Raw genomic sequence first — 19,871 nt, forward strand, 5'->3', positions numbered from 1 at the left:
TGACCGCCCGGCTCCTGACCGGCCGGGCCCTGACCGCCCAGGTCATGACCGCCCGGGCGCGGTGGGCTCCCTCGAAGAGGGGAGGCGGGTCGGGGCGGTCGGCGCACCGGCACGGGAGTTTCAAGAAGGGCACACGAAGTACACCTGGCGTACCACTGACCGCTCCCTTCGGGCCAGTAGTGTTCCGGCCACTTCCCGATGTCCGTTCCCCGTGCCCGAGGAAGCGATATGAGCACTGCGACCGCCGTCCCCTCCGAGCCGCGCCCCAGCCGACTGGACGACGTCAAGGGCTGGTTCCCGGGCCTTGACCAAGTGCTTTTCGACTGGCTCCTCTCCCGCCAGGCCCGCCTGGGGGAACGCGGGGACGTGGTGGAGATGGGCGCCTTCATGGGCAAGAGCGCGATCTTCACCGCGGCCTACCTGCGGAAGGGCGAGCGGTTCACGGTCTGCGACCTCTTCGACGCCCCGGCGCCGGACGAGGACAACGCGGCCGAAACCCGTAAGTCCTACTCCACACTGACCCGCGTCGCGTTCGAGCGGAACTACCTGTCCTTCCACGACGAGCTCCCCCATGTCGTCCAGGGGCCCACGTCCGAGATACCGGACCATGTCGCCCCCGCGACCTGCCGCTTCGTCCACGTCGACGCCTCGCATCTGTACGTGCACGTGGCCGGGGACATGGAGAACACCCGCAGGATCGTCGTCCCCGAAGGCATCGTGGTCCTCGACGACTTCCGCTCCGAGCACACCCCCGGCGTGGCCGCCGCCACCTGGGAGGCCGTCTTCACCCGGGGGCTGCGGCCGATCGCGCTGAGCACGCAGAAGTTCTACGGGACCTGGGGCGACCCCGGGCCGATCCAGGAGGATCTGCTGGAGCTGGCGGCGGGGCGCGACGACCTCCATGTGAGCGTTCCGGAGATCGCCGGGAGCAGGGTCCTGCGCTTCTCCGGCCGCGCCAAGCCGCCGACGGGCCCGCGCTCGCGCTTCCCCGCTCCGGTACCGCCGCCCGCTCCCACCCCGGCGGCTGCCGCGGCTGCCGCCGCCCCGGCGGCGCTTCCCTCCGGTCATTCCTCGGTGCGTCGACTGGCAAAGGAGATCCTGCCGCCGGTACTCACTCGGGCGCTGCGCCGTCGTCTGCGACGAGGCTGACCGCCGGGCGGAGCAGAGGCTTGCCGCCGGGCGGCGCCGAGGCCATCCACCGGGCGTCACCGGGGGCGGTAGCCCGGTGGCCGGTGGGTGAGGGCCATGGCCGGTGGGTGAGGGGGCGTGGCCGGTGGGCCTTCGCCGGTGGGCCGTGCCCGGTGGGTGAGGGGTTGTGGCCGGTGGGCGGGGGCCGTGGCCGGAGAGTGGGGGTCGTGGCCGGAGGGCCTTCGCCAGTGGGCGGGGGGCCGTGGCCGGTGGGCGGTCAGCGCAGGGCGGCGGCCTCGCGGGCCAGTCGCTCCACCACGGCCCAGTCCTTCGCGGCGAGGGCCTCACCGGGCAGCATCCACGTCCCGCCCACACAGCCGACGTTCGGCAGGCCGAGGTAGGAGGGCGCCAGCCAGGCGTTGATCCCGCCGGTGGGGCAGAAACGGGCCTGCGGGAGCGGCGAGGCAAGGGAGTTGAGGTACGAGGTGCCGCCCGCGGCCTCGGCCGGGAAGAACTTCATCTCCCGCACCCCGCGCTCCAGCAGCGCCATGACCTCGGAGGCCGTCGAGACCCCCGGCAGATACGGGACGCCGGACCCGGCCATCGCGTCCAGCAGGCGGGGCGTCCAGCCGGGGCTGACCATGAAGCGCGAGCCCGCCGCCACCACTGCCTCGACCTGCTCCGGTGTGAGCACCGTGCCCGCCCCCACCACGGCGTCCGGCACCTCCGAGGCGATGGCCCGGATGCCGTCGAGGGCCACAGGGGTGCGCAGGGTCACCTCGATCGCCGGGAGGCCGCCCGCGACCAGGGCACGGGCAAGGGGCACCGCGTCGGCGGCATCCTCCAGCACCACGACGGGGATGACGGGCGCGAGGTCGAGGACGGAGGCCATGGCCCCATCGTGCCCAGGAGCTACCACTGTGCGCAACGTACGTTGCGCACGGTGCAATGCCGCCGCGAGGAGCGGCGGGCAATGGCCTCCTCCGTGCGACGATCCCGGGACCGACGATCCTGTGCCCGCGGCCGACGACCGCGGCTAGTGGATCTCCGTCACCAGGACATCCACCTGCCATGCCGTGCCCGCCCGCTCCGGAGCCCGCGCCTCGACCCGGTAGCCGAGCGCTCTCAGTGCCTCCACCAGCTCGGCGGGTTTCCTGGGCCGGTGCCCGGCGACCAGCAGATCCCGGGTGAGCCGCCCCTTGGTGGCCTTGTTGAAGTGGCTGACCACCGAACGCTTCTCCACCCCGTCGACCGTCTTGACCTGGAGCACCCGCACGGTCGCCGTACGCCCCGCCACCTCGCCCTTCGGCTTCCACGCGCTCGCGTAGGCGGACGACCGCAGGTCCAGCACCAGCCCCCTGCCCGCCGCCTCCGGCATCGCCGAGGCCATGGGTCCGCGCCAGAAGGCGCCGAGCGCGCCGACGCCCGGCAGCTTCACGCCCATCGAGCAGCGGTAGGGCGGGATGCGGTCACCGATGCGCACGGCGCCCCACAGCCCGGAGAACACCAGGAGCGAGCCCCGGGCTCGGCGGCGGGCGGCCGGATCCAGCGTCGCCAGGCCCAGCGCGTCGTAGAGCACGCCCGTGTACACCTGGCCGGCGGGCAGCGCGGGGGCGGTGAGCAGACCCGCGTTCCTGGCGGCCTCCTCGCGCAGCCCCTCGCTGAGCCCCAGCACCTCCAGCGCCTTGGCCTCGTCGCCGGAGCACAGGTCGACCAGGGCGCCGAGCACCGCGCCGCGCGCCTCGGTCAACGAGGGCAGCCCCAGTCCGTCGAGGTCCAGCGCCGGACCCGACCCGGCGGCGGCCTTGCCCTCGGAGGGGGGAAGCAGGACGAGCACAGCGAACTCCTCAACACGTTCGGCGGCGGCGGACGCCGCGCTCACGCAGCATATGGCTCGAAGTGGAGGCCGACCGTTCCGGGCAGTGCACCCGGTGGCGCCGTACTCTGGGCTGCGTGCCACTGCGACACATGCATGTGAGGACCGCGGACGGTGAGGAACTGCGCGCGGCCCTCCGTGCGCTGCGCGCGAAGATGGACATCCCCGGAAGCTTCCCCGCGGACGCGCTCGCCGAGGCCGAGAAGGCCGCCGTGGATCCCCGTCTGCCGTCGCTGGACGCCACAGACATCCCGTTGTTCACCATCGATCCGCCCGACTCGACGGATCTCGACCAGGCGATGCACCTGGCGCGCAACGGCTCCGGCTACCGCGTCCACTACGCCATCGCGGACATCGGTGCCTTCCTGACCCCCGGCGGGGCGCTGGACGCCGAGGCCCACAGGCGGGGCACCACCCTCTACTTCCCCGACAGGCGGGTGCCCCTGCATCCCCCGGTGCTCTCGGAGGGCGCGGCCAGCCTCCTGCCGGGCACGATCCGCCCCGCCCTGCTGTGGCGGCTCGACCTCGACTCCTCCGGAGAGGTGACCGACGTCGAGGTGCGCCGCGCCCTCGTGCGCAGCCGCGCCAAGCTCGACTACGCGGGAACGCAGGAGGCCATCGACTCCGGCACCGCCGAGGAACCCGTCACCCTGCTGCGCACCATCGGCACCCTGCGTGAGGAGCTGGAACGTGAGCGGGGCGGCATCAGCCTCAACCTCCCCGAGCAGGAGATCGTCGAGCGCGACGGCGGCTTCGCCCTGGAGTACCGGGCGCCGCTGCCCGCGGACGGCTGGAACGCGCAGATCTCCCTGATGACCGGCATGGCCGCCGCCGATCTGATGACCTACGCCGGAATCGGCATCCTGCGCACCCTCCCGGCCCCGCACGCCGACGCCGTCCAGCGGCTGGAGCGCGTGGCTCGCGCGCTCAACGTCGACTGGGCGGTGGGCACCCCGTACACGGACGTCGTCCGGTCCCTCAACCCCAGCCGCGCCAACCACGCCGCGTTCATGCAGGAGTGCGCCACCCTGCTGCGGGGCGCCGGCTACGCCGTGTTCCCCAACGGCTCCGAGCGCCCGGCGTGGCACGCCGCCGTCGCCGACGCCTACGCCCACTGCACCGCGCCGCTGCGGCGCCTCGTCGACCGCTTCACCGGGGAGATCTGCGTGGCCGCGTGCGCGGGCATCGAGGTGCCGGAGTGGGTGCGGGCCGACCTGGCCGGACTGCCGAAGATCATGGAGTCCGCGGACCGCCGCGCGGGCCAGGTCGAACGCGGCTGCGTCGAGCTGGTCGAGGCCGCGGTGCTCGCGGACCGGGTCGGCGAGGTCTTCGACGCGGTCGTGGTGGACGTGCGGGAGAAGGAGCCGACGGTCGGCACGGTCCAGCTCCACGAGCCCGCGGTCATCGCCCGCGTCGAGTCACCTCCGGGCAGCCCCGGCCTCCCTCTGGGCCGCAGGCTGCGCGTCCGGCTCACCGAGGCCGACCCGGCCAGGCCCAAGGTGCTGTTCGCCCCCGCGTAACCACTACGATGGAAGCACGGCGGACGAGCCGGCCGGGCGGCCGCGTCGGAGTCCTCGGACTCCGCCGAGGAACGTCCGGGCTCCACACGGCAAGGTGGTGGGTAACGCCCACCCGGGGTGACCCGCGGGACAGTGCCACAGAAAACAGACCGCCGAGGGCTTCGCGCTCTCGGTAAGGGTGAAACGGTGGTGTAAGAGACCACCAGCGTCCGGGGTGACCCGGACGGCTAGGTAAACCCCACCTGGAGCAAGGTCAAGAGGAGCCGCCCCCGGGCGGCTCTGCGCGGACGCTCGAGGGCTGCCCGCCCGATGTCCGCGGGTAGACCGCACGAGGCTGTCGGCAACGGCAGCCCTAGATGGATGGCCGCCTCCCCCGGGGCCGCAAGACCCCGGGGAGACAAAACCCGGCGTACAGGCCGACTCGTCCGCCGCCACCCGGGACTTCACCACGGAGGGCCTCCGATCTGCGTCGGAGGCCCTGTGCGATCTTTCACGGGCTCGCTGTCTTACGCAGGGAAATGTCCCTCGCAAGTCCCTCTGACAGCACTGAGAGTCCTTGAGAAGTCCCTGGAAAATCCCTCGGTGAGACACCAACACCGCCCGAACTCACCGCTTGCCCGCCTTGGTCTCCGTCCGCGCGTTGGGCGCCCGGCGCGGGGGCCGGGGGCTACGGATGGGGAGGCGGGGCTGATGGACCGACAGGCGCGAGACGAACTGAAAGCCTCAGTAACCGCGGCCTTCGGCAACACGCTCTGGCCACCGCACGGCTCTGCCCACTGGTGCTGCCCGTAGGTGCGGGAAGGCGCGACGCGGGTCAGTCGAGTCTTGACAGTCCAAACACGAAGTGGTGGTCGTCCGCCGCCGCCGGAACGGAGGGTCAAGCCTTGATGGGCAAGGCGAGGACCATCGCGCAGACCTTGCGGACACCCTCGGCGGGGGCAGGCGGAACGTGGGCGTAGCCCCAGGACTCGTAGTGCTCGACGAGGCAGGTGCGGGAGGTGAGCACGCGAAGAACCGCGCGTGCTTCGGTACGGGGCGCGAGTAGTTCGTGGTGCATCCGCCGAGCGACGCCTGTCTTTCGCCACGGCTTGCGTACGCCGAGCTCGGCGAGGGTGAAGGTGCGGCTGCCTGTCTCGGCAATCCAGTCGAGGGAGAGATGCGGCGCCGTTCTGGTCCACCAGTCAGTGTCCGGTGGGAGAGGCGAGCCGAAGGCGTAGCCGACCGCTTCTTGGCCGTCGTAGCCGATGACACATTCCCAGGTGGGGCTTGTACACCATCTGTCGAGGCGTTCACCGAAGGCAGCGGTGTCTCCGACGGGGTCACCGACGTACACATCGGTGTACAGGTCTAGAAGCAACTGCCGCAGACCAGGGGCATCATCACGTCGGAAGTGGTGCAGCTCGACAGTCATGCGGCTCCTGTCAGGTTGTTCCCGCTGGTGTGGTCTGCCCACTGACGGGCTGCTGTCGAAAGCGGCGCAACCCTCTCGAGCCTGGTGCCGAAGTCGGCGAGGAGTCGAGCCGTCCTGCCGCGCCACATCTCGATGGGCACGACCTTTGCCGAAGCAACCGCGGCGTCCAGCTCGTTCTGACCCAGCTGCGAGTGGGCCAGGTCCGCCTGGGTGAGGGCGCGGTTGCGCACCAGTTCGGGCTTTCGCAGCGCCAGGCTGCGGTGGGCGCGGGCTTCGGCTTCGGCGTACATGCCCAGGCGCAGGAAGGCGAGCATGGCCAGGCCCTCATGTTCGGCCCGGTCGTAGAAGTGCATCCACGGTGGGCGCTGAGCGGCCGCGTCGGCCCGGTCGAGTGCCGCTTCCGCGAAGCCGAGGGCACGTCGGGTGGCCACCTGGTCGCCCAGGGCAGCGTGAGCGACAGCGGCGCGCGAGTGGGCCAGGGAGGCGTACATCGGGTCGCGTCGCGCTGTTGTGGTGGTGCGCGCCACTTCTTGGGCGGCCAGGGCGTCCACGGGGCGGCCCAGTTGGCGGAACATCGCGCCGGCGTGGCCCCAGACCCGGAATCGGACGGCGGGATCGGCGGACATGTCGGCGAGGGCGACAGCACGATCGAGGTATCTCTGAGCCTGGCCGAAGCGGCGGCCGTCGCTGGCGGCCCACATGGCGCTGGACGTGAAGGCGGCTGCGAGTGAGTAGAGCCGGCCCCGCACACGCTGGCTCGCGGTGCCCAACTGCTGGAGATCCAGGGCTTCCTGCGCGAGTGTGATGGCGCTGGTCTCCAGGTCGGCGGTGCCGCCATGCCGGTCGTCGGCCGCGACGATTTCAGCGAGTCCAACGCTCTAGACGGTCTACGTCCGCCGTCCCGACGCGCTGCGGCGGTCCTGTGCCTATCGCGGCGGCGGCTCCTGCGGCGGCAAGGAAGGTACGTCGCCTCAACGGGTCCTCCTCGTGCGCGGGCGGGGACACACGTGCTCCGCGGCGGACGAAGCCCAAAGCTTCAGCTGTGCAGCCCGTGACCTGCTCCAATGCTGCGCGCTGTCGCTCGTGTGGCCATTGGTTCTCCCCCGCGAGCCACCGCCAGACGGTGTGCTCGCCCACCTCTCCCCGCCTGCCAGTGAGACGGAGGATGGCGTCGTTGACGTCTTCGGCAAGCTCAGCAGCGGTCACGCCATTCTTGGCCATCCAGCCGGTCAGTACCGAATTCCGTGTACGCGGCATACCGAGCACCGTACGGCGACCGTTCATTCACGGAAAGTAAAGGACGGGTCAATTCGCCAGTCGGGTGCACCGCCAAGGCCACCACTTCGCCATGTTCACGTGCTGTACCTGGCCGTTTACTGAACATCAGCCGCACGGCCAGTCCCGCGGACGGCTACGGGGGAGGGACGTGCAAGCGGCCGTTGATGCAGCGGTCGGGGCGAGCGGTCGTCGCCGGGTCACTCCCTTCCAGACAATTGAACGCCGTAGGAGATGCAGTGACCTGGCCTTTGCTGCCCGGTTCTCCATCGCTGGGGAGAAGAACGAGGTCGCCCCGGCCCGCAAGCGGATTGCTGCGCGTCTGGGAAGTGCAGCTGGACGGGGAGCTGGAGACCGATGTGGAACTCGTCGCCTCCGAGCTGCTGACCAACGCGTTGGTCCACGGGCATGGACCATTCCTGGTCGGCGTATACCTGGGCTGCGGGCGTCTGTTGCTTGAGGTCCACGACGGCGACTCCACCTTCCCGCGGGAGCGCGACGCCGGTCGTGACGCAGAGTCCGGCCGCGGGCTCCCGCTGATCGGGGCGCTGTCCGAGGCCCACCGCTGGGAGCCGGTAGGCCGGGGAAAGCGTTGCTGGGCTGAGATCAAGGTTCCTGAGGCTGCCGAAGACGAACACGCGCGCAATCCATGGGTCGCACCAACTCAGTGCCCCTGCCTCCCGCCCGTCCTTTCAACCAGACAGGAGAGCCGTGACATCACATCCGATCGGCAACACTCGTACCGATGACCGGACTGCCACGGCGCGGCCCCCGTACGAACTTCCCTGCCGACCCGCCCCTGCCAGGCCACCGGGCAACGCCTGTCCAGTTCGTCGGACACGCTTCCTTGCCGCCCGCGATCACCCGGCGGAGCGGCAGCGGCCACCTCAACGGCCGCGCCAGGTTCGGAGTTCAGAGGCCACCGCCGTCGCTGTCGGTGGCCGTCTGTAGCATCCGTGGCCAGGTTGGTGACCCGATCGCCCCCCGCTGCGGGAAGGAACGGGGCCGTGAACGGGCTGCGAGGAGCGTGTGGCGATGGTGAACAGCAACGGGTCCGAAGGGCTGATGCTGGATTCCGACGACGAAGCGGCGCTGTCGCGGCCGTTGGCGTTCGCCGAAGGCGCGGGTCTGCCCCTTGCCCTGTGGGTGGTGCTGGCGCGCGCCCTGTCGGGTCATCCGTGGACGGTTCAGGACGTGAGCGTGTTCCGGGACCGGGTCGGCGAACTCGTGGTCGAGACGCAGGCACCGGCGGGTCCGGCCTACCGGCTGCGTGCCCCGGGAGATCGGTCGGGCGAGCGGCACACGCAACAGGCGATCACGAGCGCGCTGCTGGCCGAGGTGCCCCCGGACGGGGATCGCGGGCGCCGCGACTGGTCGGCCGCCGCACCGTACATCGTCGACCATCTCGCCGCGCACGCCGGCGCGGCCGGTGTCCTGGACGAGGTAATGGAGGACGCCGAGTACATGGTGCACGCGGCCCCGCGCGGGCTGCTCCGCGCGCTCAACACCCTTGGCTCGGCCCGGGGGCGGGTCCGGCGGAGCGTCTACCGGGCCTCCGTCCACGTCCACGCCACCGCCAGCCTGCCCGAAAGGCGGGACATCCTCGCCGTCGACGCCGCGCGCCACGGTGAGAGCGGCCTCGCCCGGGAGCTGTCTCGCGGCCGCCCGTGGCGACCGCGCTGGGCGACCGGCACGATGGTCCATCCCGCGCTGCGCCTCACCCGCACGGGACTGGGCGTGGACGCCGCCGCGTGCACCGTCGTCGACGGGCGTCCCCACGCAGTGACCGGCTGCTACGACTCCAACGTCCGCGTGTGGGACCTGGTGGACGGTGCCGAACGCCTTGTCATCACCGAGGACGACGGTGTCTACGCACTGGACTGCGCCGAGATTGACCGGCGTCCCCATGTCGTCACCGGAACCTGCTCCGGCAGCCTACGGGTGTGGGATCTGGATACCGGGGCCGAACGGTTCGCCCTCGCAGGTCACAAGGGCTGGATACGCGCGGTGGGCTGCACGGTGATCGACGGCCGGCCCCACGCGGTCACGGCGGGAGAGGACTGCCTGGTCCGGCTGTGGGACCTGGTCGACGGGTCGGAACGCGCACGGATGCCCGGCCACACCGACGAGGTGCGAGCGGTGGCGTTCGCCGAGGTCGCCGGCCGCCCCGTTGCCGTGACCGGGGGCTATGACAACACGGTGAGGCTGTGGGATCTGGAGGACGGCGTCGAGCAGGCCGTGCTCACCGGCCACACGTCCGCCGTCTACTCGGTGGCCTGCACGGTGATCGACGGCATCCCCCACGCCATCACCGGGAGCGGCGGGGAGCGCACGGCACGGGTCTGGTGCCTGGCCGACGGCTCGGAGCGCGCTGTGCTGGGCGGGAACACCCCGTGGGTATCCGCCGTGAGCTGCGTCGACCTCGACGGCCGCCCCCACGTGCTGACCGCCGGTGGTGACTGCACGATCCGCGTGTGGGACCTGACCGAGAACGCGGAGCGCGCCGCCCTGACCGGACACCAAGGCCACGTGGACGTACTGGCCTGCACGGTGATCGACGGGCGCCCGTACGCTGTGAGCGGCGGGCATTCCGCGAGCCCGCGCGTATGGGATCTGGGTGACGCCGCCTTGCCCGCGGCGCGCAAGGGCCACACCGGGACCGTGCAGGCCGTGGGCGCGGTGAAGATCGACGGACGTCCGCACGTCGTCACCGGCGGCGAGACCACGATACGGGTCTGGGACCTGGCCGACGGGACGGAACGGCGCACCCTGTCCCACGGGCACTGTGTGGAGGCGATGGCGTGCACGACGGTCGACGGCCGCCCGTACGCCGCCGTCGGAGGCTGCTGCGGCATCGCCCGGGTCTGGGACCTCGCCGCCGGGACCGGATTCCGAAACCTCCCCGGGCACGACCACCGCGTGGAGACCGTGGCGTGGGCCGACGTCAGCGGCCGTCCCCACGTGGTCACCTCCGACCAGGACCGCACCGTACGCGTGTGGGACCTGGACGAGGACGTGGAGCATCCGCTCCTCACCGACCGCACCCGGTCGGCAGTGCGGGCCATGGAGTGCGTCACGGTCGACGGCCGCCCCCACCTCCTCACGGGGAGCGATGACGCCGCACTGCGGCTGTGGAGGCTCACGGGGAAGGGCCGACGCGTCACCGCCACCGTTCACACGGGGCACCACTCGATAGGGGCACTCGCCGGCACCGTCCTCGACGGCCGTCCGCACGCGCTGACCGTGGGCGGGAACGACACAGCGGCGCAGGTGTGGGATCTGACGGACGGCACCCTGCGGACCACCCTTGCGGGGCACTCGTCAGGAGTGCTCGCGGTGGCCTGCACCACGTGGGACGACCGCACGGACGCCATCACCTTGGACAGCAGCGGTACGGTCCACGTGTGGGATCTCGCTCCAGCCCGGCTCCGGGAGAAGGTGGCTCTGCCGGCGCGGGCCCAGTGCGTGATCGCCGCCGGTCCGGACATCGTCATCGGCATGGGCGACGACGTGGTCGTACTCGTGCGCAACGACCGGTGAACCGCAATCGCTGAGGCATGTGCACGGCCGGGCGGACAGCGGCGCACTCCAACGGCGGTGGCGCAGGCACTGGCGCTGAGCGACCGCGATTCAAGTATTGAGAGGCCGACGGCGTCGGGCTCTGCGCTGAGACGCACACCGTCCACCGGACGCCCCACATCCGGGCCATGGCGGTGAAGGCGCTCGTCTTCGTCCATTCGTCATGCCCTTCTTCCGTCATGCCCTTTCTCTTGTCGGCTCTCTTGTCGACTCGATGGGGTTGGTGGTGCGCAGACCGTGGGAAGGGCCTCCGACCTGCGTCGGAGGCCCTTCCACTCTTTCCACTACGGTACGTGCAGGTCTTTTAGGTGCAGGTCTTTCCCCTCTTTCCCCCGTCGGACCTGAGCGGACGCCGTCGCCGAATTCGGTGACCGCCCGCTCAGGGTGGCGGGGATCGCCGTGGGCGCTATTGGGCGTAACCGGGGTCGAGCCGATCGACCTTGCGCAGGAGCGCGTCGAACATCATCTGCTCGGGGCCCCGCCCCGGCTCCAGAAAATCCGCGGCGGCGCGGGAACTGGAGCGCGCGGCGGCTTCGCTCACCCGGCGCAGGGGCTGTCCTGTCGATTGGGCGGCGAGCTGGATCTCGCACGCCCGGCTCAGCGCCCACAACCGGTAGAACGCTTCGGCGGTGGTGCGGCCGTGGGCGAGGAGCCCATGGTTGCGCAGGATCAGCAGGTGCTTGTCGCCGAGCGCCTCGAGCATGCGGGGGACCTCGCCCTCGTTGACGGTGATCCCCTCGAACTCGTGGTAGGCCACCGCGTCGTGCAGCTGCGCGGCGTAGAAGTTGTCCGGGGACAGCCCGCTGTCCATGCACGCCACCGCTGATCCGGCCGTGGTGTGGGTGTGCATGACGCAATGCGCGTCCGGCACGGTGCGGTGGATCGCGCCGTGGAACAGGAACCCGGCGGGGTTGGCGGAGTAGGGGCTGTCCTCCACCAGGTTCCCGTCCAGGTCCACCTTGATCAGGCTGGACGCCGTCACTTCCTCGTACATCAGGCCGAACGGGTTCATCAGATAGGTGGGGGTTTCGCCCGGCAACCGCAGCGAGATGTGGTTGAAGATCATCTCGTCCCAGCCGAGCATGGCGAAGATCCGGTAGGTCGCGGCGAGTTCGAGGCGTGCCTCCCACTCGGCTTCCGCCATGCCCGCAGGAGTCGTGGTGTACCGCAGCGCGATGGTCATCGGACGCCTTCCGGTCGCGTGTGCTCGCCGGCCATGAGCTCGGCGGCGGGTGTCGGCGCTGGGCGCTTCTCGCCCGCCAGCGGGTCGCGCGACGGCTCGCCGAGCGCGAACGCCGCCGCCGCGCTGACCAGGCTAATGGCCACGACGTAGGCGGAGATCGACAGGGCGGTACCCGTCGACGCCAACAACGAGGTGGCGATGGCCGGGGTGAAGGCGCCACCGAGGATCACTCCGAGCTGGTAGCACAGCGAGACACCGGTGTAGCGGACGCGGGCTCCGAAGATCTCGGCGAAGATCGCCGCCATCGGTCCGTACATCGCGTAGGAGGCGAGCTGCATGACGATGAACGCGAGCAGGATCAGCAGCGGGACCCGCGTGTTGAACAGCAGGAAGAACGGGACCGCCCAGACCGCTTGGCCGACCGCGCCGCTGAGGAAGACCTTGCGTCGGCCGACCCGGTCGGACAGCGCGGAGAAGAAGGGGATCCCCGCCCCGCCGACGGCTGCGGTGACGAGGACGAGAGTCAGCATCACCGGTCTGCTCAGCTTGAGGACCGCGGTGCCGTAGGTCAGGCCGTAGGTGAGGATGAGGTAGCCGACGGCGATGTTCGCTGCGGCCGCCAGGCTGCCCAGGATGACCTGCTTCCAGTAGCTTCGCAGCACTTCGATGATCGGTGTGGGCGACACCGTCCGGGCCTGCTTCACCTCGGTGAAGACCGGACTCTCCTCGACCCTGAGCCGGATGAACAGGCCGACGGCGGCGGGCACGATGGCGATCAGGAAGGGCACCCGCCAGCCCCAGGACAAGAACTGGGCGGGGCTGAGCGCGGTGGTGATGATCAGGAAGACGAGGTTCGCGAGGATGATCCCGGCGGGGACCCCGATCTGCGGCCAGCTGCCGTAGAAGCCGCGCTTGCGGTCGGGGGCGTGCTCGACGGCCATGAGCACCGCACCACCCCACTCGCCGCTGACCCCCACCCCCTGGATCAGACGCAGGACCAGCAGAAGCACCGGGGCGGCGGGGCCGGCCACGGCGTAGGTCGGCAGCAGACCGATGGCGAAGGTGGCCAGCCCCGTCAGCAGGAGCGAGACGACCAGCAGGGACTTTCGTCCGATCCGGTCACCGAGGTGTCCGAAGAAGATGCCGCCCAGCGGACGAATGAGATATCCCATGGCAAAGGTGACGAACGCGGCGAATGTGGCGGCCGCACCGCCCAGTTGCGGGAAGAACAACTGGCCGAAGACCAGTGCCGTGGCCGCCGCGTAGGCGAAGTAGTCGTACCACTCGACGGTGGTGCCGATGGCGCTCGCGAGCGCCACCTTCCTGACGGTGCGGGCGTCGTGACGCGGAGGACCTTGCACACCTGTCATGAGGACTCCTCGGGGTTCAGGCGGGTTGGGGAGAGCGAGGGGTTCGGATGGGGATCGCGCAGCCGTCGGTGCCGGTCGGCGGCAGGGCACGCCGAGGGTGGGGCGCGCCAGGGTACGGCAGCCGACTGACCTGCGGGGACGGGGGGAGCAGGCCGTGGATCATGGCGTCGCCGGGCCCGCCTTCGATGTGAGGTGCCCCACAGCGAGTGGTGGATACAGTGCACCCGTCGGCGCACGCGTCACAACGCCGCGGAAGGACAGAAACATGGGGAACCACATTGATAAAACTGTGCAGACCTCCCGGGCGCCCAAGGTGCCGGGGTTCTCGCTGCGGCAGGCGCTGTACTTCGTCACGGCCGCGGAGAGCGGCACGCTGAGCGAGGCCGCCCTCCGGCTGCACGTCTCCCAGTCGGGGCTGTCCTTGGCGATCAATGAGCTGGAACGGGCGCTGAAGGTCCAGCTGTGCATCCGGCGCAAAGCGCACGGCATCACGCTGACGTCGGCGGGCAAGGAGGCGCTGCACCAGATGAGGGCACTGCTGCGACAGGTCGAGGAGCTGGAGTCGGCGGTGTCGGGATCGGGGGACCATCTGTCCGGCCGACTGTCGGTCGGCTGCTATGTCACCCTCGCGCCGACCGTGCTGCCACCTCTGCTCCAGGGCTTCTCCGAGCTGCATCCGATGCTGACCGTCGACTTCACCGAGGGCACGCAGGACGCGCTGCAGCGGAAATTGCTCGATGGCGAGCTCGACCTGGCTGTGCTGTACGACATGGACGTGCTGCCGGAGATGGAACGCGTGGCGCTGTTCTCCATGCGGCCGCACGTGCTGCTCCCCGCCGACCACCGCCTGGCGGGTGAGCCGAAGGTCGCCCTGCGCGACCTGGTCGCCGAGCCGATGGTGCTGCTCGACGCCCCGCCGAGCTCACTGCACACCCTGTTGCTGTGCAAGACCGCCGGTGTGACCCCGCTGGTGCGGCACCGCACCACCAACTTCGAGATGGCGCGGGCACTCGTGGGGCGGGGACTGGGATACGCCATCTTGATCCAGCGGCCGCCCAACGACCGTACCTACGAGGGATTGCGCGTGGTGCACAAGGAGATCGCCGAGCTGCCGGAGGCCGCCGTGTCGGTCCTGCTGTGCTGGCCGCAGCAGGTGGCCCAGACCCGGCGGGCCGCCGAATTCGTGCGGTACTGCCTGGAGGACCGCCGCGGCACCTGAAATGGCCCGGCGACGGGCGATTATGAGTTTCCCTGCGGCAGTACAGCGGGAACCTGTGCTTTTCATCGGAAGTGCTGACCGCCACAGTCATGGCCAACCGTGCATCGCCCCACGGAAGGCAGGCCATGGCCCAGACCATCGAGGACTTCACCAGCACCATCCATCTGCAGGACCTCTGGGAGGACCCCTACCCGATCTACCGGCAGCTGCGCCACCACCGACCTGTCGCCTGGGTTCCCGCCGCCAACCGGTACCTGGTCACCAGGTACCGGGACGTCGTCCACCTGGAGCGCCACCCGGAGATCTTCAGTGCGGCCGAGCAGGACTCGCTGATGATCCGGGTGATGGGCAGGACCATGCTCCGCAAGGACGGCGCCGCCCACCTTCGGGAACGTAAGGCGGCCGAGCCCGCACTGCGCCCGCGGGCCGTCAGGGAGTACTGGACGCCGATCTTCCGGAAGATCGCCGACGAGCTCATCGACGGCTTCTACGAACGCGGCGAGGCGGACCTGTTCACCGACTTCGCCGGCCCCATGGCCGCCCGCAGTCTGGCCGTGGTGCTCGGCCTGCACGACGTGGCCCCGCAGGACCTGCAGACCTGGTCCCAGGCGATGATGGACGGCACCGGCAACTACGGCGACGACCCGGCCGTCTGGCAGCGCTCCGACGCCGCCGCCGGCGCGGTGGACGAGGCCGTGGACGCCGCGATCGCCTCGCTGCGCTCCGCCCCGGACGAGTCGGTGATCTCCGCGATGCTGCGCGCCGACGACCCGCTGACACCGGAGGAGATCCGGAGCAACATCAAGCTGTTCATCGGCGGTGGCCTCAACGAACCGCGCGATGTCACCGCGGTCGCGAGCTACGCCCTGCTCACCCACCCCGAGCAGCGCACGCTCGTCACGGCGGACCCGGCCCGGTTCAAGGACGTCTTCGAGGAATCGGCGCGCTGGATCGCCCCGATCGGCATGTACCCGCGGCAGACCACCGCGGAGGTGGAACTGGGCGGCACGCTGCTGCCCGCCGGCGCCCGGCTGGGTGTGATGCTCGGCTCGGCCAACCGCGACGAGACCGCCTTCGCCGACCCCGACGCCTTCGACATCAACCGCCGGGACCGCGCACACGTCGCCTTCGGCGGAGGTCCTCACTTCTGCCTCGGCTCGTGGACCGCCCGCGCCCAGGTCGGCCAGGTGTCCCTGCCCACGCTGTTCCGGCGTCTGAGGGGCCTGCGCCTGTCCGACTCCGAACCCGTCCGCCTCGGCGGCTGGGTCTTCCGAGGAGTCCTCAACCTGCCGGTGCGCTGGGAACCGTGACGGAACCGCGCACCCGACCTTCTTCGAACGGAGAGACCGCCATGCCGAAAGTCGTCTATGTGCACCCCGACGGCTCCCAGGACCGTCTCGACGTGCCCGAGGGCACCAGCGTGATGCAGGCCGCGGTGGCCCAGGGAATCGTCGGCATCGTGGCCGAGTGCGGCGGTTCGGCGATGTGCGCGACGTGCCACGTCTACGTCGACCCGCCCGACGCCGAGTCGCTGCCCGCGGTCGGCGCCGACGAGGACGAGATGCTCGACTGCACCGCCTGCCCGCGCGAACCAGGCAGCCGGTTGAGCTGCCGGATCGTGCTCACCGCGGACCTCGACGGCCTCACGGTCCGCCTTCCGGAGAAGCAGCGGTGAGCACGGTCATCGTCGGCGCCGGCCAGGCCGGAGTACACCTGGCGGCCACCCTGCGCCAAGAGGGCTACCAGGAGCGGATCGTCCTCATCGGCGACGAACCGGAACCGCCCTACCAGCGCCCCCCGCTGTCGAAGGCGTTCCTGCTCGGCTCGGCCCCCGAGCACACGCTGCACCTGCGCGCGGAGTCCTTCTACCGGGACAGCGCGATCGAACTGCTGCGTGGCGAGCGGGTCACCTGGATCGACCGGCCCGGCAGGCGGGTGCGACTGGCCGGAGGAACGCACCTGGCCTGGGACCGTCTCGTCCTGGCCACCGGTGCCCGCCCCCGACCCCTTGGCGTGCCGGGCGAGGATCTCGGCGGAGTACTGCCGCTGCGGAACCTGGCCGACGCGCGGGCATTGCGGGAGCACATGGCCTCGGCCCGGTCGGTCGTCATCGTCGGCGGCGGATTCGTCGGTCTCGAGGTCGCTGCCGCCTTCGCATCCGAAGGCGGTGAGGCGGTGCTGCTGGAAGCCGGTGACCGGCTGATGGGCCGAGCGGTTACCGAGCCGGTGTCCCGGTTCTTCGCCCGCGCCCACGCGGACAGGGGGACCCGGATACGGCTCGGCGCCGGCGCCGCCGAATTCCTCGGCCGCCGCGGGCACGTCACCGCGGTCCGCACCACCGACGGCCGCACCCACCCGGCCGACCTCGTGGTGACCGGCGTGGGCGTACTGGCGAACAGCGAACTCGCCGAGTGGGCCGGACTGGCGGCGGACGGCGGAATCCTGGTCGACGCCGCCCTGCGTACCACCGACCCCCGCGTGCACGCCATCGGGGACTGCGCGCGGTTCCCCAGCGCCCACCACCGCGCGCGGGTGCGCCTCGAGTCCGTGCAGAACGCCGTCGACCAGGCCGTTCACACCGGCCGCCTCATCGCCACCGGCGAGGTGCGCTCCTACCGCGAGCTGCCCTGGTTCTGGAGCGACCAGAAGGGCCTCAAGCTCCAGATCGCCGGTCTGCCGACCGGACACGACCATGTCCAACTGCTCGGCGAGCCCGGCAGCGGCCGGTTCTCCACCCTGGTCTTCCGGGGCGGCCGACTGGTCGCGGTGGAGTCGGTCAACCGCCCCGCCGATCACATGGCGGCCCGGCGCCTTCTGGCGTCCGGCCGCGAGCTGGCTCCCGACCGGGCCGCCGCCCCCGGGTTCGACCTGAAGGCCTTCACCGCCGACACCGCCGAACTCGCCGTCTGAGCCAGGGAGAACCATGTCACACCCACTCGGCCGCACGCCCGGCAAGGTGATCGCGGTCCACCTCAACTACCGCAGCCGGGCCAGGGAACGCGGCCGCGTCCCCGACCAGCCGTCGTACTTCCTCAAGCCGCCGACCTCGCTGGCCGGGACGGGAGAGCCGCTCCTTCGGCCGCGCGGCTGCGAACTCCTGGCCTTCGAGGGCGAGGTCGCGCTGGTCATCGGCCGCCGTGCCCACCGGGTCGATCCGGCCGACGGTTGGTCGTACGTCCACTGGGTGACGGCGGCGAACGACGCGGGCGTGTACGACCTGCGGTACGCGGACCGGGGGTCCAACCTGCGGTCCAAGGGCGCCGACGGGTTCACCCCGATCGGGCCGCGCCTGCTGGACGCCCGCCGACTGGACCCGGGCGCACTGCGGTTGCGTACCTGGGTCAACGGGGAGGTGGTGCAGGACGACACCACCGACACCCTGCTGTTCCCCTTCGCGGAGCTGGTCGCCGATCTGTCGCGGCTGGTCACACTGGAGCCGGGGGATGTGATCCTGACCGGCACGCCGGCCGGAGCCTCGGTCGTCTCACCCGGTGACGTGGTCGAAGTCGAGGCCGTATCGGGCGAGTTGAGCACCGGCCGCCTGCGCACCCCGATCGCGGACGCCGACCACGATCTGGAGACGTGGGGCGCGATGCCGAAGGCCGGTTCGGCCGAACGTGCCGCCGCCTGGGGCGCGGCGTTCGTCCCCGAGGCCCTGCTCGACAAGGGCATCGAGGAGGGCTTGCGCGGCGTGGCGGTCGCCACGCTCAGTGCTCAGCTGCGCAAACGGTCCCTGCCGCACATGAGCATCGACGGTGTACGCCCGACCCGGCCCGGCGACACGATGGTGGGCGTCGCGCACACCCTGCGCTATCTGCCGCTGCGCGAGGACTTGTTCCAGCGGTACGGCAACGGCATGAACGCCCAGAAGCGGGCTGTCGAGGAGCTGCGCCCCGGCCATGTCCTGGTGATGGACGCCCGCCGGGACACCAGCGCGGGCACACTCGGCGACATTCTCGCCCTGCGCGCGCTGCGGCGCGGCGCGGTCGGCGTCGTCACCGACGGGGCGGTGCGGGACAGCGCCACCGTCGCCGCTCTCGGCCTGCCGGTCTACCACGCGGGCGCCCACCCGTCGGTGCTCGGCCGCCGCCATGTCCCCTGGGACACCGGCATCCCCGTCGCGTGCGGCGGTGCGCTGGTGCAACCCGGCGACCTGCTCGTCGGTGACGCGGACGGCGTGGTGGTCGTGCCGCCGGAGCTGGCCGAGGGGCTGATCGCCGACTGCGTCGAACAGGAGCGGCAGGAGCGGTTCATCACCGAGAAGGTACGCGCCGGACAGAGCATCGACGGCCTCTACCCGCTCGGTCCCCAGTGGCGCGCGGCGTACGCGAAGTGGTGCGACAGCGACAGCGAAGGAGACCAGCCATGAAGTTCCGCAGTGATCCGTCCTCCATCCGGGGTTCCATCGCGCCGGTGGTCACCCCCTTCACGGCCGACGGAGCCGTCGACCACGATTCGCTCCGCGTCCTGATCCGCTTCCAGCTGGAGTCCGGCTCGCACGGTGTCTCCCTCGGTGGCTCGACCGGTGAGCCGAGCGCGCAGAGCCCGGTCGAGCGGATCGCGGCCATGGAGGTGGCCGCCGAGGAGATCGCCGACCGGGTGCCGTTCCTGCCCGGCACCGGCTCGCACAAGCTCGACGAGACTCTGGAGATCACAGCCGCCGCCCGGGAGCTCGGCGCCGACGCTGCCCTGGTCATCACCCCGTACTACGCGCGCCCCACCCAGGAGGCGCTGTACCAGTGGTACGCCACGGTGGCCCGGGAGTTCCCCGACCTGCCGATCGTCGCCTACAACGTCCCCTCCCGCACGGCCGTCGACATCGCGCCCGACACCGTGAAGCGCCTGTTCACGGACTTCGACAACTTCGTCGGGGTCAAGGAGACGACGAAGGACTTCGAGCACTTCTCCCGGGTGCTGCACGCCTGCGGGCGGGAGTTGCTGGTGTGGTCGGGTATCGAGCTGCTGTGCCTTCCGCTGCTCGCGCTGGGCGGCGCGGGCTTCGTCAGCGCCGTGGCCAACCTGGCGCCGAAGGCGGTGGCCCGGGTGTACGAGCTGTGGGAGGCCGGTGACGCCGATGCCGCCCGCGACCTCCACTACCGCCTCCACCCCTTGGTCGACCTTCTCTTCGTGGAGACGAACCCGGCCCCGGTGAAGTGGGTCCTGGCCCAGCAGGGCCGTATCTCCTCCGACGCCGTGCGCCCACCGCTGGTACGGCCCACGGACACTTCGCTGACGCGCGTCCGCGCCCTGCTGGCGGAGGGCGGCGACCTCACCGCCCAGATCTGACCCCCGGCCACCGGCCCGCGCGGG

Annotated in this window: 16 protein-coding genes and 1 other RNA gene; 11 read left to right on the forward strand and 6 right to left on the reverse strand. The window is 71.0% G+C overall.

Annotated features, from left to right (window positions below; all coding sequences use genetic code 11):
- The first annotated feature begins 228 nt into the window (after positions 1 to 228).
- Positions 229 to 1,149 carry a class I SAM-dependent methyltransferase gene (locus tag IEY86_RS00655; RefSeq protein WP_189129442.1) on the forward strand — a complete coding sequence of 307 codons (921 nt, stop codon included), beginning with the start codon at positions 229 to 231 and terminating at the stop codon, positions 1,147 to 1,149.
- Between the two features lie 256 nt (positions 1,150 to 1,405).
- Here IEY86_RS00655 and eda read toward each other — a convergent pair whose 3' ends face one another.
- Both eda and yaaA read right to left on the reverse strand, forming a co-directional pair.
- Positions 1,406 to 2,020, reverse strand: coding sequence for a bifunctional 4-hydroxy-2-oxoglutarate aldolase/2-dehydro-3-deoxy-phosphogluconate aldolase (gene eda, locus IEY86_RS00660; RefSeq protein ID WP_189129443.1), 615 nt, complete (start codon positions 2,018 to 2,020; stop codon positions 1,406 to 1,408).
- 144 nt (positions 2,021 to 2,164) lie between these two features.
- Positions 2,165 to 2,965: a peroxide stress protein YaaA gene (gene yaaA / locus IEY86_RS00665; RefSeq protein WP_189129719.1), complete on the reverse strand. Its 801-nt coding sequence runs from the start codon at positions 2,963 to 2,965 to the stop codon at positions 2,165 to 2,167.
- 116 nt (positions 2,966 to 3,081) lie between these two features.
- Here yaaA and IEY86_RS00670 point away from each other — a divergent pair, with 116 nt between their 5' ends.
- On the forward strand, positions 3,082 to 4,524 hold the full coding sequence (locus tag IEY86_RS00670) for an RNB domain-containing ribonuclease (protein ID WP_373286929.1): 1,443 nt from the start codon (positions 3,082 to 3,084) through the stop codon (positions 4,522 to 4,524).
- Positions 4,525 to 4,548: 24 nt separating this feature from the next.
- Positions 4,549 to 4,952, forward strand: an RNA gene (gene rnpB / locus IEY86_RS00675) — RNase P RNA component class A.
- A gap of 449 nt (positions 4,953 to 5,401) precedes the next feature.
- Here rnpB and IEY86_RS00680 read toward each other — a convergent pair.
- Together IEY86_RS00680 and IEY86_RS36105 are read right to left on the reverse strand one after the other, a co-directional pair.
- On the reverse strand, positions 5,402 to 5,935 hold the full coding sequence (locus IEY86_RS00680; protein WP_189129444.1) for a GNAT family N-acetyltransferase: 534 nt from the start codon (positions 5,933 to 5,935) through the stop codon (positions 5,402 to 5,404).
- Positions 5,932 to 6,795 (reverse strand): NsdA family TPR-like regulatory protein, encoded by an 864-nt coding sequence (locus IEY86_RS36105; RefSeq protein ID WP_506016872.1) that lies wholly within the window; start codon positions 6,793 to 6,795, stop codon positions 5,932 to 5,934. Before IEY86_RS36105 ends, IEY86_RS00680 begins: the two co-directional genes overlap by 4 nt.
- A 582-nt stretch (positions 6,796 to 7,377) precedes the next feature.
- Here IEY86_RS36105 and IEY86_RS37965 point away from each other — a divergent pair.
- Both IEY86_RS37965 and IEY86_RS00690 read left to right on the forward strand, forming a co-directional pair.
- Positions 7,378 to 7,959: an ATP-binding protein gene (locus tag IEY86_RS37965; protein WP_373286930.1), complete on the forward strand. Its 582-nt coding sequence runs from the start codon at positions 7,378 to 7,380 to the stop codon at positions 7,957 to 7,959.
- A gap of 286 nt (positions 7,960 to 8,245) precedes the next feature.
- Positions 8,246 to 10,750, forward strand: coding sequence for a WD40 repeat domain-containing protein (locus tag IEY86_RS00690; protein WP_189129445.1), 2,505 nt, complete (start codon positions 8,246 to 8,248; stop codon positions 10,748 to 10,750).
- Between the two features lie 445 nt (positions 10,751 to 11,195).
- Here IEY86_RS00690 and IEY86_RS00695 read toward each other — a convergent pair whose 3' ends face one another.
- Together IEY86_RS00695 and IEY86_RS00700 are read right to left on the reverse strand one after the other, a co-directional pair.
- Complete coding sequence (locus IEY86_RS00695) at positions 11,196 to 11,972, reverse strand: class II aldolase/adducin family protein (protein WP_189129446.1); 777 nt, start codon at positions 11,970 to 11,972, stop codon at positions 11,196 to 11,198.
- Complete coding sequence (locus IEY86_RS00700; protein ID WP_189129447.1) at positions 11,969 to 13,342, reverse strand: MFS transporter; 1,374 nt, start codon at positions 13,340 to 13,342, stop codon at positions 11,969 to 11,971. Before IEY86_RS00700 ends, IEY86_RS00695 begins: the two co-directional genes overlap by 4 nt.
- A 265-nt stretch (positions 13,343 to 13,607) precedes the next feature.
- Between IEY86_RS00700 and IEY86_RS00705 the strand changes: the two genes are divergently transcribed.
- From IEY86_RS00705 to dapA, 6 genes are all read left to right on the forward strand, one after another.
- Entirely contained in the window at positions 13,608 to 14,561 is a 954-nt protein-coding gene (locus IEY86_RS00705; RefSeq protein ID WP_189129448.1) for a LysR substrate-binding domain-containing protein, read from the forward strand.
- 125 nt (positions 14,562 to 14,686) lie between these two features.
- On the forward strand, positions 14,687 to 15,871 hold the full coding sequence (locus IEY86_RS00710) for a cytochrome P450 (protein ID WP_189129449.1): 1,185 nt from the start codon (positions 14,687 to 14,689) through the stop codon (positions 15,869 to 15,871).
- A 41-nt stretch (positions 15,872 to 15,912) separates the two neighbouring features.
- Positions 15,913 to 16,236, forward strand: coding sequence for a 2Fe-2S iron-sulfur cluster-binding protein (locus IEY86_RS00715; protein ID WP_189129450.1), 324 nt, complete (start codon positions 15,913 to 15,915; stop codon positions 16,234 to 16,236).
- Entirely contained in the window at positions 16,233 to 17,471 is a 1,239-nt protein-coding gene (locus tag IEY86_RS00720; RefSeq protein ID WP_229698058.1) for an NAD(P)/FAD-dependent oxidoreductase, read from the forward strand. The genes IEY86_RS00715 and IEY86_RS00720 overlap by 4 nt, the downstream gene beginning before the upstream one ends.
- A 13-nt stretch (positions 17,472 to 17,484) precedes the next feature.
- Positions 17,485 to 18,930 carry a fumarylacetoacetate hydrolase family protein gene (locus tag IEY86_RS00725; RefSeq protein ID WP_189129451.1) on the forward strand — a complete coding sequence of 482 codons (1,446 nt, stop codon included), beginning with the start codon at positions 17,485 to 17,487 and terminating at the stop codon, positions 18,928 to 18,930.
- Complete coding sequence (dapA, locus tag IEY86_RS00730; protein ID WP_189129452.1) at positions 18,927 to 19,847, forward strand: 4-hydroxy-tetrahydrodipicolinate synthase; 921 nt, start codon at positions 18,927 to 18,929, stop codon at positions 19,845 to 19,847. Before IEY86_RS00725 ends, dapA begins: the two co-directional genes overlap by 4 nt.
- Positions 19,848 to 19,871: the final 24 nt, after the last annotated feature.

The organism is Wenjunlia tyrosinilytica, from assembly GCF_014646055.1.
GTDB lineage: Bacteria > Actinomycetota > Actinomycetes > Streptomycetales > Streptomycetaceae > Wenjunlia > Wenjunlia tyrosinilytica.

What these genes read in the sequence shown, in the direction of transcription:
- IEY86_RS00655 (WP_189129442.1), top strand. Translation starts at nt 229, where the DNA reads ATGAGCACTGCGACCGCCGTCCCCTCCGAGCCGCGCCCCAGCCGACTG.
- eda (WP_189129443.1), bottom strand. Translation starts at nt 2,020, where the DNA reads ATGGCCTCCGTCCTCGACCTCGCGCCCGTCATCCCCGTCGTGGTGCTG.
- IEY86_RS00680 (WP_189129444.1), bottom strand. Translation starts at nt 5,935, where the DNA reads ATGACTGTCGAGCTGCACCACTTCCGACGTGATGATGCCCCTGGTCTG.
- IEY86_RS37965 (WP_373286930.1), top strand. Translation starts at nt 7,378, where the DNA reads ATGCAGCGGTCGGGGCGAGCGGTCGTCGCCGGGTCACTCCCTTCCAGA.
- IEY86_RS00690 (WP_189129445.1), top strand. Translation starts at nt 8,246, where the DNA reads ATGGTGAACAGCAACGGGTCCGAAGGGCTGATGCTGGATTCCGACGAC.
- IEY86_RS00695 (WP_189129446.1), bottom strand. Translation starts at nt 11,972, where the DNA reads ATGACCATCGCGCTGCGGTACACCACGACTCCTGCGGGCATGGCGGAA.
- IEY86_RS00700 (WP_189129447.1), bottom strand. Translation starts at nt 13,342, where the DNA reads ATGACAGGTGTGCAAGGTCCTCCGCGTCACGACGCCCGCACCGTCAGG.
- IEY86_RS00705 (WP_189129448.1), top strand. Translation starts at nt 13,608, where the DNA reads ATGGGGAACCACATTGATAAAACTGTGCAGACCTCCCGGGCGCCCAAG.
- IEY86_RS00710 (WP_189129449.1), top strand. Translation starts at nt 14,687, where the DNA reads ATGGCCCAGACCATCGAGGACTTCACCAGCACCATCCATCTGCAGGAC.
- IEY86_RS00715 (WP_189129450.1), top strand. Translation starts at nt 15,913, where the DNA reads ATGCCGAAAGTCGTCTATGTGCACCCCGACGGCTCCCAGGACCGTCTC.
- IEY86_RS00725 (WP_189129451.1), top strand. Translation starts at nt 17,485, where the DNA reads ATGTCACACCCACTCGGCCGCACGCCCGGCAAGGTGATCGCGGTCCAC.
- dapA (WP_189129452.1), top strand. Translation starts at nt 18,927, where the DNA reads ATGAAGTTCCGCAGTGATCCGTCCTCCATCCGGGGTTCCATCGCGCCG.